General features: G+C 75.0%; 16 protein-coding genes and 1 pseudogene. 9 read left to right on the forward strand and 8 right to left on the reverse strand.

The features are described 5' to 3' along the window. Both G1H19_RS21930 and G1H19_RS21935 read left to right on the forward strand, forming a co-directional pair. A pseudogene (locus G1H19_RS21930) lies at positions 1 to 254 on the forward strand (methyl-accepting chemotaxis protein); the annotation flags it as partial. Between the two features lie 231 nt (positions 255 to 485). Then, complete coding sequence (locus G1H19_RS21935) at positions 486 to 1,325, forward strand: aldo/keto reductase (protein WP_162393677.1); 840 nt, start codon at positions 486 to 488, stop codon at positions 1,323 to 1,325. Positions 1,326 to 1,448: 123 nt separating this feature from the next. Here the strand turns inward: G1H19_RS21935 and G1H19_RS21940 are convergent, their stop codons facing one another. The 3 genes from G1H19_RS21940 to G1H19_RS21950 all read right to left on the reverse strand — a co-directional run bounded on the left by G1H19_RS21940 (position 1,449) and on the right by G1H19_RS21950 (position 3,736). Next, positions 1,449 to 1,877, reverse strand: a complete 429-nt coding sequence (locus tag G1H19_RS21940; RefSeq protein WP_217269549.1) for a GntR family transcriptional regulator — start codon at positions 1,875 to 1,877, stop codon at positions 1,449 to 1,451. Further along, positions 1,874 to 2,803 (reverse strand): hypothetical protein, encoded by a 930-nt coding sequence (locus tag G1H19_RS21945; RefSeq protein ID WP_152730375.1) that lies wholly within the window; start codon positions 2,801 to 2,803, stop codon positions 1,874 to 1,876. The genes G1H19_RS21940 and G1H19_RS21945 overlap by 4 nt, the downstream gene beginning before the upstream one ends. A 105-nt stretch (positions 2,804 to 2,908) precedes the next feature. Continuing rightward, complete coding sequence (locus G1H19_RS21950; RefSeq protein ID WP_152730374.1) at positions 2,909 to 3,736, reverse strand: DUF3097 domain-containing protein; 828 nt, start codon at positions 3,734 to 3,736, stop codon at positions 2,909 to 2,911. Between the two features lie 276 nt (positions 3,737 to 4,012). Between G1H19_RS21950 and G1H19_RS21955 the strand changes: the two genes are divergently transcribed. Then, on the forward strand, positions 4,013 to 4,960 hold the full coding sequence (locus G1H19_RS21955) for a DUF2382 domain-containing protein (RefSeq protein WP_152730373.1): 948 nt from the start codon (positions 4,013 to 4,015) through the stop codon (positions 4,958 to 4,960). 322 nt (positions 4,961 to 5,282) lie between these two features. Here the strand turns inward: G1H19_RS21955 and G1H19_RS21960 are convergent, their stop codons facing one another. Together G1H19_RS21960 and G1H19_RS21965 are read right to left on the reverse strand one after the other, a co-directional pair. After that, complete coding sequence (locus tag G1H19_RS21960) at positions 5,283 to 6,110, reverse strand: HAD family hydrolase (protein ID WP_162393676.1); 828 nt, start codon at positions 6,108 to 6,110, stop codon at positions 5,283 to 5,285. After that, complete coding sequence (locus G1H19_RS21965; RefSeq protein WP_162393675.1) at positions 6,107 to 7,645, reverse strand: mannitol dehydrogenase family protein; 1,539 nt, start codon at positions 7,643 to 7,645, stop codon at positions 6,107 to 6,109. The genes G1H19_RS21960 and G1H19_RS21965 overlap by 4 nt, the downstream gene beginning before the upstream one ends. Before the next feature lie 198 nt (positions 7,646 to 7,843). On the opposite strand from G1H19_RS21965, the gene G1H19_RS21970 reads away from it, so the two are divergent. The 6 genes from G1H19_RS21970 (at position 7,844) to gabT (ending at position 14,009) form a co-directional block, all read left to right on the forward strand. Next, positions 7,844 to 8,761, forward strand: coding sequence for an AAA family ATPase (locus G1H19_RS21970; RefSeq protein WP_235928492.1), 918 nt, complete (start codon positions 7,844 to 7,846; stop codon positions 8,759 to 8,761). 118 nt (positions 8,762 to 8,879) lie between these two features. Beyond that, positions 8,880 to 9,971, forward strand: a complete 1,092-nt coding sequence (locus G1H19_RS21975) for a vWA domain-containing protein (protein WP_235928490.1) — start codon at positions 8,880 to 8,882, stop codon at positions 9,969 to 9,971. Positions 9,972 to 10,053: 82 nt separating this feature from the next. Then, entirely contained in the window at positions 10,054 to 11,175 is a 1,122-nt protein-coding gene (locus tag G1H19_RS21980; RefSeq protein WP_162393674.1) for an XdhC family protein, read from the forward strand. Positions 11,176 to 11,207: 32 nt separating this feature from the next. Next, on the forward strand, positions 11,208 to 11,738 hold the full coding sequence (locus tag G1H19_RS21985) for a molybdenum cofactor biosysynthesis protein (protein WP_235928488.1): 531 nt from the start codon (positions 11,208 to 11,210) through the stop codon (positions 11,736 to 11,738). Positions 11,739 to 11,861: 123 nt separating this feature from the next. Continuing rightward, positions 11,862 to 12,575, forward strand: a complete 714-nt coding sequence (locus G1H19_RS21990) for a hypothetical protein (RefSeq protein ID WP_152730372.1) — start codon at positions 11,862 to 11,864, stop codon at positions 12,573 to 12,575. A 90-nt stretch (positions 12,576 to 12,665) separates the two neighbouring features. Beyond that, positions 12,666 to 14,009, forward strand: a complete 1,344-nt coding sequence (gene gabT / locus G1H19_RS21995; protein ID WP_152730371.1) for a 4-aminobutyrate--2-oxoglutarate transaminase — start codon at positions 12,666 to 12,668, stop codon at positions 14,007 to 14,009. Between the two features lie 58 nt (positions 14,010 to 14,067). On the opposite strand, the gene G1H19_RS22000 is transcribed toward gabT, so the two are convergent. The 3 genes from G1H19_RS22000 to G1H19_RS22010 form a co-directional block, all read right to left on the reverse strand. Beyond that, entirely contained in the window at positions 14,068 to 14,496 is a 429-nt protein-coding gene (locus G1H19_RS22000; protein WP_235928212.1) for a DUF5313 family protein, read from the reverse strand. A gap of 85 nt (positions 14,497 to 14,581) precedes the next feature. Beyond that, positions 14,582 to 15,385 (reverse strand): VWA domain-containing protein, encoded by an 804-nt coding sequence (locus tag G1H19_RS22005; RefSeq protein WP_202925962.1) that lies wholly within the window; start codon positions 15,383 to 15,385, stop codon positions 14,582 to 14,584. A 128-nt stretch (positions 15,386 to 15,513) separates the two neighbouring features. After that, positions 15,514 to 16,434: an AAA family ATPase gene (locus tag G1H19_RS22010; protein ID WP_152730370.1), complete on the reverse strand. Its 921-nt coding sequence runs from the start codon at positions 16,432 to 16,434 to the stop codon at positions 15,514 to 15,516. Positions 16,435 to 16,608: the final 174 nt, after the last annotated feature.

A 16,608-nucleotide genomic window follows, 5' to 3' on the forward strand; every position in this document is an offset into this window, starting at 1 on the left:
TCATCGGGTCGATCAACGACTACCAGTTGACCATCGCCAGTGCGGTGGAGGAGCAGACGGCCACGACCAACGAGATGAGCCGGTCGGTGCAGGAGGCCTCGGCCGGCACCGGGGAGATCGCGGTCAACATCACCGGCGTCTCCGCCGCCGCCACCTCGACCACGCAGGCGCTGACCCAGACCCGGGTCGCGGTGGACGAGCTGTCCCGGATGGCCAGTGACCTGCGCGGCTCGGTGGCCCGCTTCACCTACTGAACGACACGGAACGACACGGCACGGCACGGCAGGGCAGGGCAGGGCACGACAGGGCAGGGCACGACCGGCAGGTCCGGGCGGCTCGCGGACGACCGCGGGCCGCCCGATGCCGTCGTGGGGAGGCCAGGTGTCCGGGCCGGGGCGGTGGGTAGGGCCGGGTGCGAGGTCGACCGCCCCCGTGACGGTCCCCCCCGGGCGAGATCCGCCCCACGACCACAGGAGGACCCCCTGGTGAGCTCTGTCCCCACCATCGCCCTGAACAACGGCGTCGAGATCCCGCAGCTCGGGTTCGGCGTCTACCAGATCGACCCGGCGGACTGCGTCGAGGCGGTCACCACCGCCCTCGAGGTCGGTTACCGGCACATCGACACCGCGGAGATGTACGGGAACGAGAAGGAGGTCGGCGAGGCCGTCCGGCGTTCCGGGCTCCCGCGCGACGAGGTCTTCGTGACCAGCAAGCTGAACAACGGCTTCCACGCCCGCGACGCCGCGCTGCGGGCCTTCGACCAGACCCTGGCCGACCTGGGCTTCGACACCCTCGACCTGTTCCTGGTGCACTGGCCGCTGCCCGGCATCGAGGTCAGCTACGTCGAGACCTGGAAGGCCATGGAGGAGATCTACTCCAGCGGTCGCTGCCGGGCCATCGGCGTGTCCAACTTCACCGAGCACCACCTCAAGCGGCTGCACGAGGAGACCACGGTGCGCCCGGCGGTCAACCAGATCGAGGTACACCCGTACCTGACCCAGGAGCCGCTGCGCTCGTTCGGTGCCGAGCACCAGATCGTCACCGAGGCGTGGTCGCCGATCGCGCAGGGCAAGGTGCTGGACGACCCGGCCCTGGTGGAGATCGCCCAGCGGGTGGGCCGCACTCCGGCCCAGGTCGTGCTCCGCTGGCACGTGCAGCGCGGCGACGTGGTGTTCCCGAAGTCGGTCACCCGCAGCCGGATCGAGGAGAACTTCGCGATCTTCGACTTCGAGCTGGGCCAGGGCGACGTCGCCTCGATCGACGCGCTGAACCGTGACGAGCGCACCGGCCCGGACCCGGACACCTTCAACTACATCCCTGGCTGAGCACGGGGCCCCGGCTGGTCGCAGCGTTGATCAGGGGGTGCACGGGAGTCCGTCCTCCTGCGGCAGCACTGCTGCAGGAGGACCGACTCTCCTGGGGAGGACGTCGCCGGCCGCGGCACCGGGTCAGCGGTTGCCGGCGGTGCGGTGCGACGAGGTGAGCAGGGCGGCGCGGACCACGGCGAGCACCGTCTCGTCGTCCACGCCGACGTCGGCCGCCACCCGGGCCAGCTGGGCGGCTGCCGCGAGCACCCGGTCGTACCCGGGCGGGGTCGCCGTGGTCGGGGAGCGGTCCACCTGCGGCCCGAGGACTACGGTGCCGGTGCGTCGACGGCTGGACACCATGCCGGCGGCTTCCAGCTCGGTGTAAGCCCGGGCGACCGTGCCCACGGCGACGCCGAGGTCGGCGGCCAGCGCCCGCAGCGTGGGCAGCCGCGAGCCGGCCGGCAGCAACCCGCTGTCCACGTAGGCCGCGATCTGGCTGCGGATCTGCTCGAAGGGCGGCACCGGTCCGGTGACGTCGACGGACACGTCCAGCCGAGGCGGGACGGTCACGCGCCGAGCGCGGGCTGCCGGTCGGCCGGCACGGCGGGAGCGCACCACGCGCACAGCACCAGACCCGCCAGCGCCAGCGCCAGTCCCAGGACGCCGAGGACGGCGCCGGTCACCGGCAGCGCCCCGGTGAGCACGCCGACGTCCAGACCGTAGGCCCGCGCCGTGTCGCCGGCCCCGGTCGAGGCGTTGCGCAGCGCCAGCCCGCTGACCGCGAGCAGCCCGCCGACCACGATCAGGGCACTGCCGACCGCGCCGCGGAGCACTCGGTGCGCGGACGCGGCGCGCAGCGCCGCCTCGATGCGGTCGTCTCCGGTGGACACCGCGGGACGCTCGGCCACGATGCGCAGCGTGACGAGTGCGGCCATCGCGAGCGCGAGCAGTCCGAGGGCCGCCGGCGTGCTGTAGTCGGCGCCCGCGAACGGGCTGGCGGCCCCGCCCACAGCCCCGCCGGCGGCCGTCACCGAGAAGGTCCGCCCGTCCGCGTCGGCCAGCAGCGCACCGGCCCCGAGCACGAGCGCCGCGAAGGGCACGGTCGCCGTGCCTGCCCGCACCAGCCTGCGGGGTGCAGCGTCCAGCAGCCCGCGCCGGACGAGCTGCGCGTGGCGCACCTGGCCGACCGGTCGGGGCCAGGTCAGCTCGCCGATCGCCAGCACCGTCGTGTGCACCAGGCCGAAGGCGACCGGGACGAGCAGCGCGGTCACGCCGTCGCTGGCCGGGCCGAACGAGTCGTTCGCCGTACCGACCGCCGCGGTGCCCACCGCCGCGGCGACGCCGAACAGGGCGGCGGCGGCCGCCGTCCACCGGGCATGCTGGCGCGCGGCAGCGACGGCGAGCTCCGCACTCGGCGGTGCCCCGCGGACGGCGCTGGCCCCCACCCCGACTGCGACGGCGAGGAGCAGCAGGACGAAGAGTGGGAGCAGTGCCATCAGTCGTCCGTCCGTCGTGTCAATGACTCAGTTGATTGACACAATGGCGGTGCTGACGGGTTCCGTCAAGGACATCGCTGCGAGCCGCGCGGAGGGTGGGGTCGTTCAGGCGTCCTCGGTGACGAAGTCGATGAGCTCCTCGACCCGGCCGATGAGCAGTGGCTCCAGATCGGTCCAGGTGCGCACCCGGGCGAGGATGCGCTGCGCCCAGACGTAGCCGGTGTCGTCCTCCCAACCCAGCGCGGCGCAGACGCCCTCCTTCCACGGCCGGCCCTTCGGGACGGTCGGCCATTCGCGGATGCCGACGACGGCCGGCTTCACGGCCTGCCAGATGTCGACGAACGGGTGGCCGACCACGAGTGCGTGCTGCCCGCCCGCCCCGGAGCGCATGACGTCCTGGGCGATCCGGGTCTCCTTGGACCCGGTGACCAGGTGGTCGACGAGCACACCCAGGCGCCGGTTCGCGGCCGGCCGGAAGTCGCGCACGATCGAGGGCAGGTCGTCCACGCCGTGCAGCGGCTCCACGACGACGCCCTCCACGCGCAGGTCGTGGCCCCAGACCTTCTCCACCAGCTCGGCGTCGTGCTTGCCCTCCACGTAGATCCGGCCCGCGCGGGCGACCCGGGCGCGGCCTCCTGCCACGTACGTCGACCCGGAGGCGCTGCGCAACGGCCCGGCCGGGATGGCCTGCTTGGGCCGCACCAGCACCACCGGCCGGCCGTCGACCCAGAACCCCGGGCCCAGCGGGTAGCCGCGCACCTTGCCGAACCGGTCCTCCAGGTGCACGACGTCCTTCTCGCAGCGCACCACGGCGCCCACGAAGCCCGTGCTGGGGTCCTCCACCACGAGGTCACGCTCGGCGGCCACCTCCGGTGACGCCTTCTTCTGCGTCCGGGGGTGGACCAGGTCGTCGTACGGCGAGCGGGGTGGCATCCCTCCATGCTGGGCACACCGGACGCCGGATCAGCGGCGGCGCGCCGCGACACGCCCGACCGACGGTGGACAGCAGATGTCCAGCACGCTGCGGTCACACTGGCTGTGTTCTATGACACGCCGGTTGACCTGCTGGTTCGCTACCTGGGGCGCCCTCCTGGCGGCACACAGACACGCCCGGAGCCGGATCGGCCGTGATCTCCCCTGTTTCCGCTGCCCCGGGAGTGGACACCCATGACGGAGTCCGAACGTCCCACCGCGAGAGGAACGATGACGATGATCGGCACAGACTCACTGAACCGCGTGATCGGCAACACCGTGTACGACAACGACGGTGACAAGATCGGCACCGCCTCCGAGGTCTTCCTGGACGACCAGACCGGCAACCCCGAGTGGGTGACCGTGAAGACGGGTCTGTTCGGGTCCAAGGAGTCGTTCGTCCCGATCCGCGACGCCGATCTCACCGACGACGGCCTGCGGGTCCCGGTGTCCAAGGCCGCCGTGAAGGACGCCCCGCGCATCGACACCGAGGGCCACTTGTCGCCCGAGGAGGAGACCCAGCTGTACCGCCACTACAGCATGGGCAGCGACACGACGAACACGATGACGACCGGCACCGCCGGCATGGGCACCACGGGTCGCACCGAGACGACGGAGTTCTCCTCCGGTCGCACGGACACCGACCGCATGGGCACCGGCCGCTCGGACACCGACCTGAACACGCACGGCACCAAGGGCCACGACACGTCCGGCCCGACGACCGACGACGCGATGACCCTCTCCGAGGAGCGCCTGCAGGTCGGCACGCAGCAGACCGAGGTCGGCCGGGCCCGGCTGCGCAAGTACGTGGTCAGCGAGAACGTGACGCAGACCGTGCCGGTGTCCCGCGAGGAGGTGCGGATCGAGCGCGAGCCGATCACCGACGCCAACCGCGGTGCGGCCTACGACGGCCCGGCCATCTCCGAGGAGGAGCACGAGGTCACGCTGCACGCCGAGCGCCCCGTGGTCGCCAAGGAGGCCGTGCCGGTCGAGCGCGTGCGACTGGACACCCAGACGGTGACTGACCAGGAGACCGTCAGCGAGACCGTCCGCAAGGAGCAGGTTGACACCGACGGCATCCAGGGCACGGGCATGCAGCAGGGCACCACCGGTGAGAAGCGTGGCTTCGTCGACAAGGCGAAGGACGCTCTCGACCGCGACAACGACGGCAAGGTCGGTCGCTGATCTCGTCGTACCACCGGGCACCGCACCAGCGGTGACCCCCAGCAGCGCTCGTCCCGGCTCGTTCGGGACGGGCGCTGCTGTACGTCGCAGCCCGCTCGACCGGCCCGGCGACGCACCCGTAGGACGACGGCGCCGAGGAACCAGCGGGCCGCCACCGGCACCCATGAGGTCGCCCTGCGGGGAGTCGAGCAACTCCAGCACGACGCCGTGCAGGGAGAGCGCCAGCGCCCAGCCGCGCCGGTGGGCACGTGTGTTCGTCAGGGCATGCCGGCGGGGCGGCCCGTCCAGCCGACCCGCGGGGCCCCGCGCGGCCGGGGTGGGATCAGCCCGTGGCGGCCGGCTCTGCGCGGGGGGACAGCAGACGCTCCAGCTCGCCCCAGGAGGTGACGACGGCGAGCACGCCGACGTCGCGCAGCTGCCTCTCCCGCTCGGCGCGCTCGGCGGGGGCGACGAACTGCAGGTTGCCGATCGTCGGGATGCCCGCCGCGACCGCGGACCGGGCACCGGGGATCGAGTCCTCGACGGCCAGCCCGGCGGCCGGCTCGACGCCCAGCTGCTCGCAGGCGAACAGGTAGACGGCCGGGTCGGGCTTGCTGGTCGGCGTGGGCAGCGAGTCCTCGGCGCTGAAGCGCACCTCGGCCGCGATCAGCGGGTCCAGGCCGGTGGCGGTGAAGCAGGCGGCCAGCCGGGCGGTGGCGCTGGAGCTGACCGCGGCCAGCCGGTAGCGGGCGGCCAGCCGGCCCAGCGGCTCCAGCACGTCGGGGTCGGGCACCAGCACGCTGCCCAGGTGCGCGCTGACCTGGCGCTTCTCCTCGGCGACCCAGCGGTCCAGCTCCTCGGCGGTGAGCACGCGGTCGCCGTCCGGTGCCTGCACCGGGGGCGCGCCCCGGTGCCCCGCGGCCACGGCCGGGTCCAGGGCGACCCCGTGGGTGACCGCGAGGTCGACCGCCGTCGTCCGGAAGTTCTTGCCCGTGGTGGCCAGGCGCAGCTCCTCGGCGGTGAACCGCTGGTCGATGCCCAGGGACTCCAGGAAGTCGTTGGTCACCCCCGCCGAGGCCACGAACGCCGGCTCCTCGGAGGGGAACAGGTTCCCGTCGGCGTCGCAGAGCACCGTGGTCGTCCCCAGCGCGGGCAGGTCCAGGTCGGTCACCGGGTCTCCTCCAGGGGGTTCATCAGGCAGGCGGCCACGGTCGCGGCCACCCCGTCGCGGGACAGGGCCGCCAGCGTCTCCCCGATCTCGGCGACGAGCTCCTCGTCGTCGCCCAGCCGGCCGAAGACGCTGCGCTCGCCCAGCAGCGGTCGCGGGTCGTCGCCGCCCTGCCGGGCCAGCTCGCCCAGCCGCTCGGCGTGCGCGTCCTGCACCTGCAGCGGCCGGCCCTGCAGGTCGGTGCCGCGCAGGTAGCGCAGCCAGGCGGCCACGGCCAGCACCAGCAGCCCGTGCGGCCGGCCCTGCTCGCGGGCCTCGCGCAGCGAGGGCAGCAGGTAGGACGGCATCTTGGTGGAGCCGCGGCGGCAGAGCCGGGCCAGCGGGTCGGCGATCGCCGGGTTGGCGAAGCGAGCCATCAGCGAGTCGCAGTAGCCGGGCAGCTCCATGCCCTCCACGACCGGCAGCAGCGGCCCGATCTCCTCGACCAGCAGCCGCTCCAGGTAGCCCCCGATCACCGGGTCGGCGGTCGCCTCGTCGCTGGCGGTGTGCCCGGCCAGGGTGCCCAGGTAGCCCAGCGCGCAGTGCCCGCCGTTGAGCAGCCGGGTCTTCACCCGCTTGTGCGGGGTGACGTCGTCGACGAACTGGACGCCGACGCGGTCCAGCGGCGGGCGCCCGGCACAGAAGTCGTCCTCGACGACCCACTGCCGGAACGGCTCGCTCAGCACCGGCCAGCGGTCGGCGACGCCGTAGGTGCGCTCGAAGGCGTCCCGCTCCTCCGGGCTGGTCTGCGGGGTGATCCGGTCGACCATGCTGCTGGGGAAGGTGACGTGCGTGTCGATCCAGTCGGCCAGCGCGGCGTCGCGCAGTCGGGCGAAGGAGACGACGGCGGTGCGGGCGCTGCGGCCGCTGTCGGGCAGGTTGTCGCAGCTGAGAACGGTGAACGGGCCGGTCCCGGTGTCGCGGCGGCGGGCCAGCGCCTCGACCAGGAACCCGACCACGGTGCTCGGGCGCTGCGGGTCGGCCAGGTCCTGCTGCACGTCCGGGTCGTCGGCGGTGAACGCACCCTGGTCGTCGACGAAGTAGCCGCCGCCGGTGACGGTGAGCGTCACCAGCCGGGTGCGCGGGTCGGCCAGCCGGCCGAGCACCGCCTGCGGGTCCTCCGGGGCGTGGAGGTAGTCGACCAGCGAGCCGACGACGCGCGCCCGCTCGCCGTCCGGACCGCGCTCGACCAGGGTGTACAGGCCGTCCTGGCCGCTGAGGACCTCGCCCATCTCGGTGCTGCGCAGCCCGACGCCGACGACGCCCCAGCCGGTGTCCCCGGCGGCGGCGAGCTCGTCGAGGTACAGGGCCTGGTGGGCGCGGTGGAAGCTGCCGACGCCGATGTGCACCACGGCGGGCACCAGCGCGGTCCGGTCGTAGGTGGGCACCGGCACCCGGGCGGCGATCGCCGGCAGGGTGGCATCGCTGAGTGGCAGCGCCGCTCGGGTGCGTGCGGGCGCACGCCGGGGGCTGACGGGTCCGGGGGTGGTGGCGAGCACGATGTCCTCCGCGGGTCACGGGGGGCGAGGTGACCAGCGGGTGGGAGCACCTGCGCCGCTGGACGGCGCTGATGTCTCAACGCACTGCTGGTCTACCGTCGCCCCGGGGTCGACAAACGGAACTGCTCGTGATCGGCGACCACCTGCTGCAACGTCCCGCGACAGCATGGCGCATGACCAGGTGGGATGCTGCCAGTCGTGAGTGACACCACAGTGCGGACGCCGCGGGAGCACCCACCGCTGCCGAGCGGTCCGGACGAGCTGGCGGCGGCGCTGACCGCCACCGGCTACCTGCCGGACGAGGGTCTGGCGACGGCCGCCTACCTGGCGCTGGTCATGCACCGGCCGCTGTTCCTGGAGGGCGAGGCGGGAGTCGGCAAGACGGCACTGGCGCACGCACTGGCCGAGCTCACCGGCCGCCCGCTGTACCGGCTGCAGTGCTACGAGGGCCTGGAGGCCAGCCAGGCGCTCTACGACTGGGACTTCGGCCGGCAGCTGCTGCACCTGCGCGCCGCGGAGGCGGCACACGCCGGCACCGACACCGCCGCGCTGGAGGCCTCGCTGTACGACCGGCGCTTCCTGCTGGCCCGGCCGCTGCTCCAGGCGCTGGAGGACGCGCCGTCGGTGCTGCTGGTCGACGAGGTCGACCGGGCCGACGACGAGTTCGAGGCGTTCCTGCTGGAGGTGCTCAGCGACTTCACCATCTCCGTCCCCGAGCTCGGCACCATCCGCGCGAGCACCCCGCCGCTGGTGATCCTCACGTCCAACCGCACCCGCGAGGTGCACGACGCCCTCAAGCGCCGCTGCCTCTACCACTGGCTGGAGCACCCCGGCTTCGACCGCGAGGTGGCCATCCTGCGCAGCCGGCTGCCGCAGGTGACCGAGACCCTCGCCCGCGACGTCGCCCGGGCGACCGCTCGGCTGCGCGGCCTGGACCTGCTCAAACCGCCCGGGATCGCCGAGGCGATGGACTGGGCGACCGCGCTGCACACCCTGGGCGCCCGCGAGCTGGACCCCGACCGCGCCGCCCGCACGCTGGGCGCGGTGCTCAAGTACCGGGAGGACACCGAGCGGGTGCACCAGCTGGCCCGAGGGGCGCTGTTCGGTGGCGCCTGAGGAAGGACCCCCTGCCCCCCACCACGAGCGAGCTCGCGGCGGGACCCTGCAGGGGGCCGGGAGTGGCGATCGTGTCGCCGGCGACCGCACCCCCACCGCGGGGCGCCGGGGGGACGTCGTGGACGTGGTGCTGGGGTTCGCGCGCACGCTGCGGCACGCGGGCGTGGCCGCCTCACCGGACCGGGTGGAGGCGATGCTCACCGCCACGAGCCACCTCGACGTGCTGGACGCCACCGCGGTCTACTGGGCCGGCCGGCTGACCCTGTGCGCCTGCCCCGACGACCTCGACCGGTACGACGCCGCCTTCGCCGCCTACTTCGCCGGTGAGGCGCCGCGCAGGCCCGCCACGTCGTCGGCCCCGCAGCAGCAGCTGGCCGAGTCCGCGCCCCTGCAGGTGGACGCCGGAGCCGGTGAGGAGCGCGACGACGCCCCGGACCTCGCTGCCCGGGCCAGCGCCGACGAGGTGCTGCGGCACCGCGACGTCAGCCAGCTCTCGATCGCCGAGCGCGACCAGCTGCGCCGGCTGTTCGCCCTGCTGGTGCCGGCCGCGCCGATGCGCCGGTCCCGCCGCCGCCGCCCGGACGCCCGTGGCGGGGTCGACCCGGCACGCACCGTGCGCCGGGCCCTGCGCGACGGTGGCGAGGTGACCCGGCTGGCACACCGCCGTCCCCGCCCGCGCCCGCGCCGGGTGGTGCTGCTGGTCGACGTCTCCGGCTCGATGAGCCCCTACTCCGACGCGCTGCTGCGCTTCGCGCACGTCGCCGTCCGGGCGCGGCCGGCGAGCACCGAGGTGTTCACCGTCGGCACCCGGCTGACCCGGCTCACCCGGGAGCTGCGGCTGCGCGACCCCGACCGGGCGCTGGCGGCCGTCGGCACCGCCGTCCCCGACTGGTCCGGAGGCACCCGGCTCGGTGAGGTGCTGCAGGCGTTCCTGGACCGCTGGGGCCGGCGCGGCACCGCGCGGGGCGCCGTCGTCGTCATCTGCAGCGACGGCTGGGAGCGCGGGGGAGCCGAACTGCTGGCCGAGCAGATGACCCGGCTGCACCGGCTGGCGCACGCCGTCGTCTGGGTCAACCCGCACAAGGGGCGGGACGGGTACCAGCCGCTGACCGGCGGCATGCAGGCCGCGCTGCCCTCGGTCGACCACTTCGTCGCCGGGCACAGCCTGGCCGCGTTCGAGGAGCTCACCGGGGTGATCGCGCGCGCGTGAGGACCCCCTTGCCCCCCACCACTCGCAAGCTCGCGGCGGGCCCCTGAAGGGGGCCGAGCGTTGGTCGACCAGGAGGTGCTCCGTGCGTGACGTGCTGGACGAGCTGGTGGGCTGGTGGCAGGCGGGGGAGACCGTCGGCATGGGCACCGTGGTGGCCACCTGGCGCTCGGCGCCGCGGCCCGCGGGGGCCTCGATGCTGGTCGGCCCGGACGGCACCGCGGTCGGCAGCGTCTCCGGCGGCTGCGTCGAGGGTGCGGTCTACGAGGAGGCCCGGGACGTCGTCGAGACCGGGGAGCCCACCCTGGAGCGCTACGGCGTGAGCGACGACGACGCCTTCGCCGTCGGCCTGACCTGCGGCGGCGTCCTCGACGTCTACGTCGAGTCGGTGTCCCGGGAGTCCTTCCCCGAGCTGGGGGAGATCGCGGCGTCCGTCGGCCGGGGTGAGCCGGTCGCCGTCGTCACGGTGGTGCGGGGTCCGGCGGACCGGCTCGGCCGACGGCTGGTGCTCTGGCCGGACCGCACTTCCGGCTCGCTGGGCCTGGCGCGGCTGGACGACGCCGTGGCCGACGACGCCCGCGGCATGCTGGCCGCCGGGCGCACCGCCACGCTCACCTACGGCCACGACGGCGAGCGGCGCGGTGACGAGCTCACCCTGTTCGTCTCCTCCTTCGCGCCGCGGGCCCGGATGATCGTCTTCGGCGCCATCGACTTCGCCGCCGCCTGCGCCCGGGTCGGGGCCTTCCTCGGCTACACCGTCACCGTCTGCGACGCGCGCCCGGTGTTCGCCACCGCCCGGCGGTTCCCCGACGCCCACGAGGTCGTCGTGGAGTGGCCGCACCGCTACCTGCGGGCCGAGGTGGACGCCGGCCGCGTCGACGAGCGCACCGTGCTGTGCGTGCTCACCCACGACCCGAAGTTCGACGTCCCGCTGCTGGAGGTGGCGCTGCGGGTGCCGGTGGCCTACGTGGGGGCGATGGGCTCCCGGCGCACCCACGACGAGCGGCTGGCCCGGCTGGCCGAGGCGGGCATGACCCCCGCCGAGCTGGGCCGGCTGTCCTCGCCGATCGGGCTGGACCTGGGTGCCCGGACCCCGGAGGAGACCGCGATCTCCATCGCCGCCGAGATCATCGCCGGCCGCTGGGGCGGTACCGGCGAGCGGCTCACCGGCGTCGGCGGACCGATCCACCGGACGGCCGACCGCTGAGCGGGCTCACCCACCGGCGGGAGGTCGAGGTGGTGGGGCTGCTGGTCGCGGCGGCCCACCGGTACGACGGCCGGCCGGACCCGGCGTACGGCACAGATTCCGGCGTCGCCGCGGTGCAGGTGCGGGCCGGCGTCGGCGTGGTCGGCGACCGGTACGCCGGGAAGCCCGCGCACCGGGACGCCTCGGTCACCGTGCTCGCTGTCGAGGCGGTGGAGGCCGTGGCCGCGGACCTGGGGGCCGGCCCGTTCGACCCGCTGCTGCTGCGCCGCACCGTCGTGCTGCGCGGCGCCGAGGTGGAGGCGCTGCGCGGGCAGCCGTTCGCGCTGGACAGCGGGGACGGCCTGGTGCTCCTGCAGGGCGGCCGTCCCGCCGCGCCCTGCGCCTGGATGGACGTCGTGCTCGCCCCCGGTGCGCACGCCGCGCTGCGCGGGCGCGCCGGCGTGCGCTGCGCCCCGCTCACGGACGGCACGCTGCGGCTGGGCCCGGCCGTGCTGAGCAGCGCGGTGCCGCTGGACCCGGCCCGGGCGGCGCTGCCCGCCCGCCGTGCCGCACGCCGGGGGTGACCTGCCCGAGCCCGGGCTCCCGGCGTTGCCCGCGCTCCCGCCGGGGAGCCTGTGGGAGTCTCGGGGGACCTGACCCGCCGGCGGCCGAGGCCGCGGCGGGGCGTCCCCTGTGAACGGAGTCCCATGCGCATCAAGCACCTCGTCGTCGGCGGCCTGGCGGCGGTCCTGCTCGCCGGCTGCGGCGGGTCGTCCACGGACGGCGAGGCCGAGAGCGCCGCACCGTCCAGCAGCGACTCCGGCAACGGCCTCGCCGACCAGACCGGCCCCGAGGTCGTCGACGCGGCCGCCGACGCCCTGGAGACCGCGGGCTCGGTACGCGTGATGGGCAGCACCACCACCGCCGGGCAGGCCGGTGACATCGACCTCCAGCTCCAGGGCGACGACACCGCGGGCACGGTCACCATCGGTGGCGACGTCATCGAGCTGGTCAGCCTGGCCGGCGCCGCCTACATCAAGGCCCCGGCGTCGTTCTGGCAGTCCTCCGGTGTCCCGGCCGAGGTGCTGCCCCAGCTCGACGGGGTCTGGGTGGTCCTCCCGCCCGAGGCCGCTGCCGGGTTCGAGGACCTCTCCCTCGCCGGCTTCATCGACGAGCTGCGCAACCCCACGGGTGTGGTGTCCGACGAGGTCACCACTGCCGAGGTCGAGGGCACGCCGGTGGTCGAGGTCACCGAGGACGACGGCAGCGTCCTCCGGGTGGCGGCCGAGGGCGAGCCGTACCCGCTGGAGCTGGAGAGCACCGGCGACGAAGCCGGCACGGTGATGTTCAGCGGCTTCGGCGAGCAGCAGACCATCGAGGCGCCGCCGAACCCGCTGGACCTCACCACCCTCGGCGGCTGACCCGCCCGCACGGAGCGGGTGCCCGCTGTCGGGCACCCGCTCCGCGCGGCACACTGGCCCGCACGGGTCGGTGCGAGCGAGGAGACGGTCATGACGGGTGTGCTGCACGCCGGTGCGGTGGAGCAGGTCAGGCGGCTGGTCACCGAGGTGCCCGGCCCGCGCTCGCGTGAGCTGGCCGCCCGCCGCGCGGCGACCGTCTCCGCCGGGGTGGGCACCACGCTGCCGGTCTTCGTCGAGCGGGCCGGCGGCGGGGTGGTCGTCGACGTCGACGGCAACTCGCTGATCGACCTGGGGTCGGGCATCGCGGTGGTGAGCGTGGGCAACGCCGCGCCGCGCGTGGTGGAGGCCGTGCAGCAGCAGGTGGCGGCGTTCACCCACACCTGCTTCATGGTCACGCCCTACGAGGGCTACGTCGCCGTCTGCGAGGCGCTGGCGGAGCTGACGCCCGGCACGCACGCGAAGAAGAGCGCGCTGTTCAACTCCGGCTCGGAGGCCGTGGAGAACGCGGTGAAGATCGCCCGGCACGCCACCGGCCGGCAGGCGGTGGTCGTGTTCGACCACGCCTACCACGGCCGCACGAACCTCACGATGGCGCTGACGGCCAAGTCGATGCCCTACAAGCACCGCTTCGGCCCGTTCGCCGGCGAGGTGTACCGGGTGCCGATGAGCTACCCCTTCCGGGACGGCCTCTCCGGGGCCGAGGCCGCTGCCCGGGCCCTCACGCAGGTCGAGGTGCAGGTGGGCGCGGGCAACACCGCGGCGGTGCTGGTGGAGCCGGTGCAGGGGGAGGGCGGGTTCGTCGTCCCGGCGCCGGGGTTCCTGCGGGCCCTGGCCGACTGGTGCGCCGCGCACGGCGTGGTGTTCATCGCCGACGAGATCCAGACCGGCTTCTGCCGCACCGGCGACTGGTTCGCCTGCGACGCCGAGGGAGTGGTGCCCGACCTGGTCACCACCGCCAAGGGCATGGCCGGCGGGCTGCCGCTGGCCGCGGTGACCGGCCGCGCGGAGATCATGGACGCCGTGCACCCCGGCGGCCTGGGCGGCACGTACGGGGGCAACCCGGTGGCCTGCGCCGCGGCGGTCGGCGCCATCGAGACCATGCGGGCCGAGGACCTCAGCGGTGCCGCGCGCCGCATCGAGGCCGTCATGCTGCCCCGGCTGCAGGCGCTGGCCGCCCGGTACCCGCAGGTCGGTGACGTGCGGGGCCGCGGCGCGATGCTGGCCCTGGAGCTGGTGCAGCCCGGCGGTGTCGAGCCCGACCCGGTGCTCGCCGGCGCGATCGCCCGGGCGTGCCACGCGCAGGGTGTCATCGTGCTGACCGCCGGCAGCTACGGCAACGTGCTGCGCTTCCTGCCGCCGCTGGTCATCGGTGAGGACCTGCTCACCGAGGCGCTCGACGTCCTGGACGCCGCGTTCGCCACGCTGCTGTCCTGACGCTGCTGGTCCGGGTGCCTGCCGGCCGGGCGCCTGCTGTCCTGACGCGGGGTCCCGGTCAGCTGTTGCGGGCGCGGTAGCGCTCGGCGCGCCGGGCGGCGGCGGCGCGGCGGGCCCGGGAGTCCTCCTGCTCGCGCAGCCGGGACGCCTCGGCGTGCGCGCGCTCGGCGGTGCCGGCGGGGTAGCCGGCCTTTACCACGCGGTGCTCGGTGGTCTCCGGCATGTAGGCGATGGAGAAGATCAGCCCCATGATCAGGCCGCCGAGCGCGGCCATCGCCCGGATCCAGAACGGTCCGGGGACGACGAGCAGCACCACCGCGATCGGCACGGCCAGTTGCACCAGCGCCCGGACGATGTGCCGCAGCCCCCACGTGCGGGTGGTGGTGTCGTGCAGCACCCACGCGCTCAGCTCACGGGGGAGCCCGCCGCCCATGGCGTACCAGAGCCACTGGACGGGGTTCGGCCGGGCCACGGGCTGCTCGCTCACGCCCCCTACAGCGGCCCCGCCCGCCCCGGCATTCCGCCGCCGACGCTGGGTCCCGCGGGCGGGTCGGTGGGAGCGGTGGAGAGGGTCAGCCCAGGAGGGCGGCGAGGGCGGCCGGGGCGTCGGCGGCACCGGTGAGGGCGGCCCAGCGGGCGCCGCTGCGGCGGGCCAGGTCCTCGGCCTGCTCGGTGTCCCCGGCGGGCGCCAGCACCACCAGCTCCGGCAGCCGCCGGGCGATCAGCACCGGGTCGAGCTCGTCGGTGGTGCGGCAGTCCGACAGCAGGACGACGACGCGGCGCGCGGCCCGGGTGCGCTCCAGCTGCGCGGCCGCGGCGCACAGGGCGTCGGTGAGCGCGGTCGTGCCATGTCCCCGCAGCGCCAGGATCGAGTCGACGACGGCGGCAGCGGGGCGGGCGGAGTCCATCGGCCGCAGCACCTCGACCTCGCCGGCGAAGACCAGCACCGCGTGGTCGCCCGGGGCGCGGAACGCGCAGGCGCTTGCGGTCAGCGCGGCCGCGGCCAGCCGCTCACCGCCCATCGAGCCCGAGCGGTCGACCACCAGGCACAGCGCCAGTTCGGGGCGGGCCCACTGCCGGGCGACCAGCTCGTCGGCGTCCGGCGGGCGGCGCTCGGCGCGGCCGGCGAGCACGGCGTCCAGCGAGGCGTCGACGTCCAGGTCGCCGCCCGTGCTGGCCGGCACCGCGCGGAGCCTGCCGATGCCGCGGCCCAGGGCCGTGCCCCTGCGGGCCAGGTCGAGCACGATCCGCGCGGCGAGCCGGCGGGCGGCGGCCCGCAGCCGCTCGTCGGTGGCGATGGCCATGTCGGCCAGCATCGCCAGGGCCGCGTCCGGGTCGGCGGCGAGTGCGGCGTCGAAGGCGTCCTCGTCGAGCACGCCGACCTCGGGGGAGACGTCCTCGAAGCTGGCGTGCCGGGCCAGCTGCGCCCGCGGGGTGGTGCGCTGCTGCCGGCCCCGCCGCCGCTCCGGTGGGCCCGGGGGCTCCTCGCCCGCACCCGGCGGGCTCAGGCTCCCCCCGGCGCACCACCGTCCCCGGCGTCGTCGTCGGCGTCCGGGGTGGGCTCGGCGCCGAACACCGCCTCGTACAGCTCCCGGACGACGTCCTCGGCCGGCCGGGCGCAGGACTCGTGCAGCCGCACCCGGCCGGACAGCGCCACCTGGGCGGCGTCCAGGCCGGTGTGCCAGTCGGTCACCGGGGTCCGCCGGGAGCGGGCCAGCGACACCGTGAGCCGGGTCAGGTCGATCGCGCCGCGCACCGACGACCCGACGCGCACGTCGGGGTGCGCGCGGGTGCGCCGCACGAGGTCGACCACCTGGGCGCGCCAGTCGGCCGGCACCTCCGGCGCCCGCAGGACGACGATGTCGGCCTCGTCGGCGGCGCTCTGGTAGCCCATGGTGAGCCGGCAGACCCGGTCGTAGACGGCGGCGGAGATGCGCGCGGTGCCCACGGCGTCGTACGGGTTCATGGCCGCGACCAGCCGGAACCCCGGCTCGGCGCGCACCCGGCCGAGGCGCGGCACGTGCAGCTCGGCCTCGCTCATCACCGTGATCAGCACGTTCAGCGTCTCCTCGGGGACGCGGTTGACCTCCTCCACGTACAGCAGCGCGCCGGAGCGCAGCGCCTGCACGAGCGGGCCGTCGACGAACGTGCCGGCGGAGTAGCCGTCGCTGAGCACCTGGGAGGGGTCGAAGTGGCCGACCAGCCGGCCCGGGGTGAGCTCGGCGTTGCCCTCGACGAAGACGAACGCGGCGGACTGTGCCTCGGCGACCGAGCGCAGCAGCGTCGTCTTGCCGGTGCCGGGCGGGCCCTCCAGCAGCACGTGCGCGCCGCAGTCGAGGGCCGCCGTCAGCAGCTCGACCTCCCGCTCCCGGCCGACGACGCCGGCACCGCCCACCGCTGCCGCCGCTGCCGCCAGGATCGACATCACCTCCCCGCCACGATGGCCATCGTGGCGGGACGAGGGGCGGTCACGCGCGGTCCAGCCGTGGTGGTCACGGGTCCCTCCTCGTCGAGATCGGACGCCGGCTCACCCGGGGGACGCATGCGCACGGGTCCGTCACGGTAGGGCGGGCCGCACGTGATGGGAAGCGTCCTGCAA

Origin of the sequence: Goekera deserti, from assembly GCF_010685995.1 — a bacterium.
Lineage (GTDB): Bacteria > Actinomycetota > Actinomycetes > Mycobacteriales > Geodermatophilaceae > Goekera > Goekera deserti.